Annotated in this window: 10 protein-coding genes and 1 pseudogene; 10 read left to right on the top strand and 1 reads right to left on the bottom strand. The window is 66.4% G+C overall.

Features of this window, described 5'->3' with window-relative positions:
* A partial coding sequence (locus O3669_RS10445; RefSeq protein WP_371524741.1) for a hypothetical protein occupies positions 1-251 on the bottom strand: 251 nt, incomplete at its 3' end.
* Between the two features lie 70 nt (positions 252-321).
* Between O3669_RS10445 and O3669_RS10450 the strand changes: the two genes are divergently transcribed.
* The 10 genes and pseudogenes from O3669_RS10450 to O3669_RS10495 all read left to right on the top strand — a co-directional run.
* Complete coding sequence (locus O3669_RS10450) at positions 322-1,599, top strand: carboxylate--amine ligase (RefSeq protein ID WP_295919982.1); 1,278 nt, start codon at positions 322-324, stop codon at positions 1,597-1,599.
* A 108-nt stretch (positions 1,600-1,707) separates the two neighbouring features.
* Positions 1,708-2,733 (top strand): lipid II:glycine glycyltransferase FemX, encoded by a 1,026-nt coding sequence (locus tag O3669_RS10455; protein ID WP_371524743.1) that lies wholly within the window; start codon positions 1,708-1,710, stop codon positions 2,731-2,733.
* Between the two features lie 71 nt (positions 2,734-2,804).
* On the top strand, positions 2,805-4,838 hold the full coding sequence (thrS, locus tag O3669_RS10460) for a threonine--tRNA ligase (RefSeq protein ID WP_371524745.1): 2,034 nt from the start codon (positions 2,805-2,807) through the stop codon (positions 4,836-4,838).
* 5 nt (positions 4,839-4,843) lie between these two features.
* Positions 4,844-5,419 carry an HIT domain-containing protein gene (locus tag O3669_RS10465; protein WP_295919994.1) on the top strand — a complete coding sequence of 192 codons (576 nt, stop codon included), beginning with the start codon at positions 4,844-4,846 and terminating at the stop codon, positions 5,417-5,419.
* Positions 5,419-6,045, top strand: a complete 627-nt coding sequence (gene pgsA / locus O3669_RS10470; protein ID WP_371524747.1) for a phosphatidylinositol phosphate synthase — start codon at positions 5,419-5,421, stop codon at positions 6,043-6,045. Before O3669_RS10465 ends, pgsA begins: the two co-directional genes overlap by 1 nt.
* Complete coding sequence (locus tag O3669_RS10475) at positions 6,042-6,968, top strand: phosphatidylinositol mannoside acyltransferase (RefSeq protein WP_371524749.1); 927 nt, start codon at positions 6,042-6,044, stop codon at positions 6,966-6,968. Before pgsA ends, O3669_RS10475 begins: the two co-directional genes overlap by 4 nt.
* Positions 6,965-8,146 (top strand): glycosyltransferase family 4 protein, encoded by a 1,182-nt coding sequence (locus O3669_RS10480; RefSeq protein ID WP_295968144.1) that lies wholly within the window; start codon positions 6,965-6,967, stop codon positions 8,144-8,146. The genes O3669_RS10475 and O3669_RS10480 overlap by 4 nt, the downstream gene beginning before the upstream one ends.
* Positions 8,143-8,766 (top strand): hypothetical protein, encoded by a 624-nt coding sequence (locus O3669_RS10485; RefSeq protein WP_371524754.1) that lies wholly within the window; start codon positions 8,143-8,145, stop codon positions 8,764-8,766. Before O3669_RS10480 ends, O3669_RS10485 begins: the two co-directional genes overlap by 4 nt.
* Position 8,767: 1 nt before the next feature.
* A complete protein-coding gene (locus O3669_RS10490; RefSeq protein ID WP_371524752.1) occupies positions 8,768-10,063 on the top strand; it encodes a PrsW family intramembrane metalloprotease in 1,296 nt (431 codons plus the stop codon).
* Positions 10,064-10,080: 17 nt separating this feature from the next.
* Positions 10,081-11,144, top strand: a pseudogene (locus O3669_RS10495) (hypothetical protein); the annotation flags it as partial.

An 11,144-nucleotide genomic window follows, 5' to 3' on the forward strand; every position in this document is an offset into this window, starting at 1 on the left:
GGGTTCTGCTGGTATCCGCCCTGCTGTGGGCCCTGCTGGTAGCCAGCCTGCTGCGGGTTCTGCTGGTATCCAGCCTGCTGCTGACCCTGTTGCGGGTTCTGCTGGTATCCACCCTGCTGCGGGTTCTGCTGGTATCCACCCTGCTGCTGGCCCTGCAGGTAGCCGCCCTGCTGGTATCCGCGCGGGTTGTATCCACCCATCGGCGGACGCTGATAGGGCTGGCCATTGTGGGGCGGGAATTGGGCGCTCATGGTGGACTTCCTGTAGGTGAGTCAAGTCTCAGGGATCGTTCTGTATCCTACCAGGCGCTAGGCTTGGGGCATGACGATCGACTACCTGACCCGGCCTCGTCCGCTTTCTCCTCGCCAGGACATCCTCCCCGTGATCATCGGAGGAGACTTCGGCGTCTACGGAATCGGCCGCTGTTTCAATGAAGCTTTTGGATGTCGCTGCATCTGCGTGGGGTCCCAGCCGACCGAATCGATTACACGGTCACACTTTTTCGATGTTCGTCATGTGAGCGCCCACGCGACGGATGCGCAGCTGCTCGACACGCTCATGACGATCGCGGGGGAGCATCCCGACAAGAAGCTCATCCTCATGGCGAACCACGACATTTTCTCCGCGTTCGTGGCACGCAACATGGACAAGCTGTCGCGACACTACGCGCTGCCCTTCCCGAACCTGGAGGTCATGAACCGCCTGACGGATAAGGCCGAGTTTGCCCGCGCCTGTGAGCGCGCCGGCATTGACACCCCCGGCACGGTCGTCGTCGACTTCTCCGACGCGACGAACGAGGCCTGGGTTGCCCCGGAGATTCCCTTCACGTTCCCCGTGGTGGCCAAGGCGGCCAACGGTGAGCCCTACGACGTTCTCGAGTTCGAGGGCAAGCGCAAGATCTGGTTTATCGACACGCCCGCCGAGCTGGCCAAGCTGTGGGAGACCCTCAAGAAGGCGGGCTTCCGCGACACCTTCCTGGTTCAGGAGCTCGTTCCCGGCGACAATACGGCGATGCGTTCCATCACCGCGTACGTCGACTCGCGCGGCGAGGTCACCCTCATCGGTTCTGCCCGCGTGCTCCTGGAGGACCACGCGCCGACCATGATCGGCAACCCCGTCGCCATGATCACCGAGGACTTCCCGCAGCTGTGGGCGGACGCATGCGCGCTGCTGACCGAGAACGGCTATCGGGGATTCGCGAACTTTGACGTCAAAATCGATCCGCGCGATGGGCGCGCCCTGTTCTTCGAGGTCAACCCGCGTATCGGCCGCAACAACTGGTACATGGCCGCCGCGGGCGCCAATCCCATGATCCCCATGGTGGCCGACCTCATCGACGGCCAGGCCTGCGAGCAGACCCAGGCCACCGACGAGATCCTCTACACGCTGGTTCCCGACTCGCTGCTCCTGCGCTACATCACCGACTCCGACCTGCGCGGCCGCGTCAAGCGCATCATCCGCGAGGGACGTCGCTTTGACCTGCTTCTGAACCCCACCGAAAAAGACCTGCGCCGCAACCTCATCGTGTGGCTCCAGAAGCAGAATCACCGCCGTAAGTTCGCGCGTTATTACCCCGAGCCGACCGAGACCTCGTACTGAGACGAACCGCCCGCTCGCACGGCCCCCGTCGCCGGGCCACGGCCTCGTCGATGGGGGCAGGGCCCCTGCTAGACTGACCACCGAAACTTTCGACAAACCGAGGACACCATGACGACCACCTCACTTGTGCCCATCTCTCAAGAAGACAAGACCGCCGCTGTCTCCGGCTTCCAGGACCGCTCCCTTCCCATCGAACAGACCTGCGTGTGGGAGACCTTTGAGAAGTCGCAGGGTCATGGCGTGTGGGGACGCTACGCGTGGTGCGAGGATGACACCAAGGTCGCCTTCATCACCCTCTACAAGTACGCGATGCGCGGCGTGCACTACCTGTGGGCCAAGTGGGGACCCGCGTGGGTCAAGGAGGCCACCCCCGAGCGGGAGGCCGCGCTGCGCGCCGACCTGCTCGCAGAAATCCACAAGCGCGACAAGTCCGTCGCCTTCGTGCGCCTGCACGCTATCTACCAGCACCCCGACCTGGTGATGCCGCTGCAGACCATCTCTTACGACCGCACCGTCGTCATCGACACCTCCGGCAAGACCGAGGACGCGATCCTGGCGACCATGACCAAGTCTGGTAAGCGCTCGATCCGCTCCGGCTTGAAGAAGGGCAAGGCCGAGGGCGTCACCTTCCACGAGGACACGGCCAAAGCGGCCGAGGTCATCGACGAGTACTACGCCGTCATGGAGGAGACTGCCGAGCGCGACGGGTTCCGTCCTCACCCCAAGGACTACTACATGAGCCTGCTCACCACGCTCGGCCCCAAGCATGCGCGCATCTTCTCCATGCGCGACGCCGACGGCAACATCCTGTGCTGGGACTTCTGCCTGGTCGAGGGCATCCGCGCCCAGGCCGAGTACGGCGCCTCCACCGAGGCCGGCCGACGCCTGCGTCAGCCTCCGGTCCTTGACTTCCTGGCCGCCGAATTCCTGGCGCGCGACGGCGTGCGTGAATTCGACCTGATGGGTGCGCACTCGCCGCGCTGCCCCGATCTGTACAGCGTCGGCAAGTACAAGAGCGCCTTCGCCTCGCACTACACGGACGTGCCCGGCGGCTGGGACATGCCCGTCAAGAAGGCCACCTACCGTGCTCTGACCGCCGCCAAAGCGGTGAAGGACTGGCGCGCCCGCTCCTGAAGGGCGCCCTCACCAGGGATAGAATCCCACTAGCAACATACGCTCTCGAAGGAATCAAACAAGGAGACACCGTGCCCGACATCTCGCTCGTCATCGACGGAGAAAACCAGACCGTACCGGCGGGGACCACGGGCACGACGTGGTTCGACAAGGCCCGCGACGTCGTCGCCATCAAGGTCGACGGCGAACCTCGTGACCTCGCCACTGCCTTCGAAGAGGGCACGGCCGTCGAGGCCATCACCCTGGCCAGCGAGGACGGCCTGAACATCCTGCGTCACAGCGCGACCCACGTGCTCGCGCAGGCCGTTCAGGACGTCTTCCCCGACGTGAACCTCGGCATCGGCCCCTTCATCACCGACGGCTTCTACTACGACTTCGGCAACATCGACGCTGTCACCCCCGAGCTGCTGCGCGACCTCGAGAAGCGCATGAAGCGCATCATCAAGGAGGGGCAGCGCTTCGTGCGCCGCGAGATCTCCGAGGACGAGGCCGTGGTTGAGCTGGCTGATCAGCCGTACAAGCTCGAGCTCGTCACCACGAAGGGCAAGGGCGCCGAGGGCGCGTCCGTCGAGGTCGGCGGCGCGACGCTCACCATGTACGACAACGTGCGCCGCGACGGCTCGGTGGCCTGGAGGGACCTGTGCCGCGGCCCCCACCTGCCCTCCACCAAGCTCATCGGCAACGGCTTCGCGCTGACCAAGGCCTCGGCCGCCTACTGGAAGGGCGACCAGTCCAACGATCAGCTCCAGCGCATCTACGGCACCGCCTGGGCCTCCAAGGAAGACCTCGTCGCCTACCAGGAGCGCATCAAGGAAGCCGAGCGCCGCGACCACCGACGCCTCGGCGCCGAGCTGGACCTGTACTCCTTCCCCGAGGAGATCGGCCCCGGCCTCGTTGTCTTCCATCCCAAGGGTGGCATCCTGCGCCACGAGATCGAGTCCTACGTGACCGACCGTCATAAGAAGGCCGGTTTCGACTTCGTGCACACCCCGGAGATCTCCAAGGGCGGACTCTTCCACACGTCGGGTCACCTGCCCTACTACGCGGACACGATGTTCCCGCCCATGCTCGTCGACGAAGAACGCGACGAGGAGGGCAACGTCACTAAGGCAGGCCAGGAGTACTACCTCAAGGCCATGAACTGCCCGATGCACAACCTCATCTTCCGCTCGCGCGGCCGTTCCTACCGTGAGCTGCCCCTGCGCTTCTACGAGCTGGGCCACGACTACCGGTACGAGAAGAGTGGCGTCGTCCACGGCCTGACCCGCATGCGCGGCTTCACGCAGGACGACTCGCACACGTACTGCACCCCGGAGCAGGCCTCGGAGGAGATCCGCACGCAGATCGAGTTCTTCCTGTCGATCCTGTCGGCTTTCGGCCTCAAGGACTTCTACCTCGAGCTGTCCACGCGCGACGAGGACGGCAAGAAGAAGGACAAGTTCATCGGTTCGGACGAAGACTGGGCGGCTGCCACGAAGGCCCTCGAAGACGCCTGCGCCGCGACCGGCCTTGATCTCGTTCCCGATCCGGGCGGCGCCGCCTTCTACGGCCCCAAGGTCTCCGTGCAGGTCAAGGATGCGATCGGCCGCACCTGGCAGATGTCGACCATTCAGTACGACTTCAACCAGCCCGAGCGCTTCGACCTGGAGTACACGGCAGCCGACGGCTCCCGCCAGCGCCCCGTCATGATCCACTCCGCGAAGCTGGGGTCTGTCGAGCGCTTCATCGGCGTCCTCACCGAGCACTACGCGGGCGCGTTCCCGGCGTGGCTCTCGCCCGTCCAGGTCCGCCTCATCCCCGTCGCCGAGGCCTTCGACGGCTACGTTAAGGACGTCGCCGCCAAGCTGCGCGAGCGTGGCGTGCGCGTCGAGACCGACCTGTCGGACGATCGCTTCGGCAAGAAGATCCGCAACGCCTCCAAGGACAAGATCCCCTTCACGCTCATCGCCGGCGGCGAGGACGTCGAGGCCGGGGCCGTGTCCTTCCGTCTGCGTGACGGCTCGCAGCACAACGGCGTCGCCGTTGATCGCGCGGTCGAGCTGATCGTGTCGCACATCGAGCAGCGCAACAACGCCGACCAGATCGACGGCCTCGACGAGGCGTGAGCGATATGACGGAGCAGGGCACGCACACCGAACCGCTGCCCACCGAGGACGCCCGCGAGCTTGCGGGCGTCCCGGACGGCTTCGGTCGCTTCTGGACCCCGTACCGGATGGCCTACATCCACGGGGAGGGCAAGCCCGCCGATGCCTCGGATCGGACGTGTCCGTTCTGTAGCGCGCCGACAAAGGCCGACGATGAGGGGCTGATCGTCTTTCGGGGTGCCACCTGCTTCGTTCTCATGAACCTGTTTCCCTACAACTCCGGCCACCTGCTCGTGTGCCCGTACCGTCACGTGTCGGACTACACGGAGCTGACGAACGAGGAGCGCGTCGAGCTCGGCGACCTGACGGCCACCGCCATGCGCGTCTCGCGTGAGGTCGCCGGCCCGCACGGCTTCAACCTGGGCATGAACCAGGGTGAGGTCGCGGGGGCTGGCATTGCCGCGCACTTGCACCAGCACGTGGTGCCCCGGTGGGCAGGGGACGCGAACTTCCTGCCTATCATCGCGCGCACGAAGGCCGTGCCCGAGCTTCTTGAGGATGCTCGCGCCCGCCTCGCCGCCGCCTGGCCTCAGGAGGGCTGATGCTCGGCAATCACGGTCGATCCATCACGAAGGCAATCTTTACGCCGCTCGCGCGCGTTCTTGCCCGTCTCGGAGTCACCCCCAACATGGTGACGGTCGCGGGCACGGTCGCGACGGTCGTCATCGCCGTCCTTTGTCTGCCGCAGGGCTGGATCTGGCAGGGGGCCATCGGCCTCGCCATCGTCATGTTCGGCGATTCCGTCGACGGTACGCTGGCACGCATGACGACCGGCGGTACGCGCTTTGGCGCGTTCCTTGACTCCACCCTGGACCGTCTGGCCGACGGCGCGGTCTTCGGATCGCTGAGCGCCTACGCGGTCTTCCAGATGGCGGACTCGCCCGTGCGGACGTGGGCGATCATCGCCGGCATCTGCTCGATCGTCGGCGCTGCGGCCGTGCCGTATGCTCGCGCCCGCGCGGAGTCTGTCGGCGTCGTGGCCAAGCTCGGCATCGCCGAGCGCACCGATCGGCTCATCGTCGGCATGGGCAGCGCGACTCTTATGAGCGTGGGCCTGCCGCAGTGGGTGTTCGCGGTTGGCCTGACGTGGGTGGCGTTCGCGTCCTTCGTGACGGTGTGCCAGCGCATCTGGTTCACCGCGCGCCACATCGACGAGGGAGCCCAGTGACCTTCTCCGCCCTCTCGCTCGCATTCCGTCTCGCTCCTCGTCTGCCGCTGCGACGCGTGATGCGCCTGGCAGATAGGGGAGCGCGTCTTGTGGCGCGTCGGGGTGGCGCCCCGATCGAGCGCCTGCGCGCCAACATGGCTCGTCTGACTGGCAGCCCGGTCTCGGATGAACGTCTCGAGGCGGCCGTGCGCTCGCACATCCGTAACTACGCCGAGGAACTGATGCTCGGCTCGCGCCGAGGCGCACCCCTGTTGGAGGGAGTCACCTTCGAGGGTTTTGACGCACTGGTCGAGGCTAGCGCAGATGGGCCGGTCATCTTGGCGCTGGGTCATTCGGGCAGCTGGGATCGGGCGGGAGCATGGGTGTGCGCCAACGGCCCCGGGATCGTTACTGTCGCCGAAAAGGTTGAGCCTCCCTCGCTTTTCGAGCGGTTCGTCGCTCTGCGCGAGGGGCTGGGCATGGAGATCATCGGTGTTGGTCCAGGCGAGTCGGTGTTTTCGACCCTCGTTGAACGCGTGCGGGGCCGCAGCGTCATCGTGCCGCTCCTGGCCGATCGCGATATCTCGGGGTCGGGCATCGAGGTTGATCTGGGGACTGGACGTGCGCTCGTCGCGGCGGGCCCCGCGGCGCTCGCGACGAAACTGGACCGTCCGCTGTTCGCGGCCTGTATCACCTACGAAAACGAGACGTCGGTGGGGGCAGACGTGCGCGTGCGTTGCGTCGGCCCGATCAGTGCGCCGACGGATCGTGCACCCGGAGTGAACCGGGTCGAGGCGCTCACGCAGGCCTGGGTGAGCGAGTTCGCGGCGATGATGGCGGATCGTCCCCAGGACTGGCACATGATGCAGCGGGTGTACGTCGAGGATCTGGATCCGCAACGTCTGGCGCGCGCCCGCGCTGAGCACGAGAGGAAGAATCGATGAAGATTGGGATCGTCAACCCCTATTCGTGGGACGTGCCCGGGGGAGTGGGCTTTCACATCCGAGACCTGGCGCTCAAGCTTCGCTCGCGCGGACACGACGTGCGCGTCCTGACGCCGTCGACGTCGGAGGACCTGCCCGAGTGGATCACGTCGGCTGGATCGTCGGTGTCGATTCCCTTTAACGGCTCGGTTGCCAACATTTCGGTCAAGCCGACGACGATGAAGCGCACGCGGCGCTGGCTCGCCGAGAACAACTTCGATGTCGTGCACGTCCACGAGCCCGTCGTCCCGTCGGTGTCGATGGCCGCGGCGATATCCTCGCGCGCCCCGCTGGTTGGCACGTTCCACGCGGCGCTGGGCCGCTCGGTTTCCCGCTCCATTGCCTCGGCGCCCATGAGGCTGTACATGGAGCGCATCGGCGTGCGGATCGCCGTCTCCGAGGAGGCGCGGCGTACACTCATCGAGCATCACGGTGGGGACGCCGTCATCATTCCGAACGGGGTGGAGACGGCCTCGTTCCGCACAGCGACGCCGCTTGTACAGTGGGCGGCCACTGCGGATCGCCCGGTCGTCGTGTTCCTGGGGCGCCTCGACGAGCCGCGCAAGGGCCTGAGCATTTTCGTTGGCGCGATCGAGCGCGTGCTCGCGCGCTTCCCGGGCGCTCGTTTCCTGATTGCCGGGCGCGGAGACGCCCCCGATTGTCGCGAGGCCGTGGCTCGCTTCGGTGATTCCGTGTCCTTCCTGGGAGGCATCAGCGACGAGGAAAAGGAGTCCTTGCTGGCCGGAGCGAGCGTCTACGTCGCCCCGCAGACGGGCGGGGAGTCCTTCGGCATCGTCCTGGTCGAGGCCATGAGCGCGCGCACCGCCGTCGTCGCCTCCGACATCCCGGCCTTCCGAGCAGTCCTCGAGGACGGTCGCGCGGGGGCGCTCTTCGAGACCGGCAACTCGCAATCGCTCGCAGCCACCCTCATTGACCTGCTGAGCGACCCGAGCCGCCTGGAGCAGGTGTCCGACGCCGGACAGCGAGCCTCCGCGCAGTACGACTGGGAGGTCGTGGCGGACAAGGTGTTCGAGGTCTACAAGCTCGCCATCGACATGGGCAGCCCCGCCGTGTCTGGGACGCGCCGCACGCGGGACCTGTTGCGCGGGCGAACGGATCGGGAAGGGGACACGTGGTGATCTCACAGTCCGTCTGGGTGTTTGGCGCTGTCGCGGTCGCCCTGGTCATCGTGGCCGTCAGCGTCGGCGCGGCTGTCGGGCGGGCGCGCCGACTCGACCGCCTCCACCAGCGCATCATTGCCTCGCGCGAGGCTCTCTCGCGCCTGCTGCTCCGACGCGCGTCCGAGGCCTCCCTTCTCGCCCAAACCTCGCCCTTTGAAGACGGGGGAGCCCAGACGATGCTCGATATCGCACGCGCCACCATCCACGACGACGGCGACCAGCTCACGACAGATGGCCTCGACCGACGCACCACGGCCTCGCGCAGAGCCGATCGGGTCGAGGTGGCCACCCGCCTCGAGCGTGCCTCTGCCTTGTCCCGTGCCATCCGTGACACCCTCACTCCGCCCGTCCGCGCCCAGGTGACAGCCGACCCGCACGCGGCCGCGCGGCTGGAAGCACTGGACGCGACCTGTTACCGCATCGAATTGACGCGAAACGTGCACAACGTGGACGTAGCAGGAGTCCGGGCTCTGCGCTCAGCACGAATGGTAAAATTGCTCAGGCTTGCCGGACATGCTCCGATACCCGAGCCCATCGACTTTGACGACGACACACACATTGGCGGACGAGGATACTGACATGCGAAGCACACACTGGGGCGGACCCGGGGAAGACTACCGCCTGAAGAAGATCAGCGCCGCGACCGTCGGTGACGACAACGGAATCAGCGCCCCGGCCCCCGACGACGCCGCGCCCGTGTGGCAGCCACCAAAGCCCATACACTCGTTCCCGTGGCTCGAGGTGGTCCTCACCTCCCTCGGTATTCTGGGCCTTATCGGCCTGATCATCTTCTTCCTCAGCCCGGAAGCAACGGGCGTCATGGCCCTTGTGAAGACCACGCTGCTCGCGCTCATCCCCCTGTCCATCGTCGTCGGATTCCTCTTCCTGATCGACCGGTGGGAGCCCGAGCCGTGGAAGACGAAACTGGCCCTGTTCGTGTGGGGCGCCGGCGTGGCCACCCTATCCTCCGGCATTCTCAATACCGCTCTGGGTACGAATCTTGCCTACAATCTGGGCGACCTTGATACGGCCAGCGCCCTGTCCGCAACGTTTGTTGCACCCCTCGTGGAGGAGACACTCAAGGGAATCGGCGTCGTCATCGTCGTCATCGTGCGCCGCACCAACATCAACTCGGTGCTCGACGGCGTCGTCTACGCGGGCTTCTCCGCAGCTGGCTTTATGTTCACAGAGGACATCCTCTACTTCCTGCGCGAGGAAGCTACGGGGACGGCGAGCCTCCTGTTCGTGGTCGCGATCCGCGGTCTCATGAGCCCCTTCGTGCACGCGATGGCCACGTCGATGACCGGCATCGGCTTGGCGCTGGCTGTCCTCAGGTTCAAGCGCGGTTGGTCCAAAGCTGGCATTGTCCTGTTGTTCTGGTTCTTCGCCATGCTCATTCACTTCGCGTGGAACGGCAGTAGCAGCCTGGGGCCTGCACGCTTCCTCATGCTCTACCTGGTGATCCAGGTGCCGGGCTTCGTCCTGTGGACGACCCTGCTGGTGCTCGCGTCGCGTAAGGAAGCAGCGAAGATTCGCAAGGGCCTCATTCCCTACGTGCGTACCGGCTGGGTGCTGCCCGGTGAGGTGACGATGGCGACGGACATGCGCGCACGCAAGGCCGCCGTGAAATGGGCTGGCGTGGGCGGTCGCGATGCAAAGCGTGCGATGCGTTCCTTCCTGTCCAACCTCGCCGCGCTCGGGCTTGACCAGTGCATGATGGCCAAGCGTGGACCCGACCACGCCCGTATCGACAACGACCGCCAAATGCTCACGGAGGCTGCGGACAACAGGCGCGAGTTCTTGCGTCTGACGTCCATTGCCCAGCAGCAACACGATGTCTCTGAAGCCGTGACCGCACGCGTGCGCACCGCCTGAGAAATGAAGGAATAACAATGACTAATCCTCGATACCCCGGAGCATCGACGCCACGCGGGCGCGCGTATGTGCCACCGACGACCGTGATGCCCTCCCTTCCTGACAGCAACGCTTCCGAGGCGACTCCCGCGACGCAGCTCCTGCCCCAGTCGGGTGGCTCTGATGACGTGGCCGCGACGAGTTTCCTGCCCCAGTCAGGCGGCTCGGACGATGCGGCCGCAACGACTTTCCTGCCCCAGTCAGGCGGCTCGGACGTCGCCCCTGCGACCACTTTCCTGCCGCAGGGTGCCGATCCCACCGACATCACTCCTGTGTCTGAACGCAGGCGTCCCTCCGCGCGCGAGGCGACCACCTCTGCGGGCCACAAGCGTCCGTCCGCCAGTGAGGCCCACCCGACTCCCAGCCACAGGCATGGGGCGCCGACCCCACAGCGTCCTGGCGCCAATGGGCAGCGCGGTGGCCGCGGGCCCTTTGCACCGGGCGCGGCCACGGGGGGACAGAGCGGCGCGCCTCAGCGGGGACTGGGCGGCTCGGGCCACGCTCCCGCGGCTCAAGGTAGCGTGCCCCAGCGTGCTCTTGGTGGTCCCGATGGTGCCCCGCGTGGCCCGGTGACCGGTATGAGTGCCACGGCCTCGTCGGGTCAGGGGGGTATCGCCCAGCGTGCTCTTGGTGGCCCTGATGGTGCCCCGCGTGGCCCGGTGACCGGTATGAGTGCCACGGCCTCGTCGGGTCAGAGGGGTATCGCCCAGCGTGCTCTTGGTGGCCCCGATGGTGCCCCGCGTGGCCCGGTGACCGGTATGAGTGCCACGGCACCTCATCCCCAGCCCGAAGTCGGCGCCCCGGCAGCTGCACAGAGTGCGACACCCGACGCGGCGCCCGCCCGATCGGAGCGCAGTTTGCCCGTCGCTGACGCGGCACCAGCTCAGGCGAGCAGGAGCCTGCCGGTGACCGATTCGGTCCCTCTGCCCGTTGCTAGCACTCCCGAAAACTCGTTCTCAGCTGCGGCGGCATCCGCTCCCGAGCCCGCCAAGGCACCTGCGGCTGCCTCCGCGCTCGCGCCCGCGGCAGCCATTCCTGCGCC

Source organism: Pauljensenia sp. 20925_1_34, from assembly GCF_041432775.1.
Classification (GTDB): domain Bacteria; phylum Actinomycetota; class Actinomycetes; order Actinomycetales; family Actinomycetaceae; genus Pauljensenia.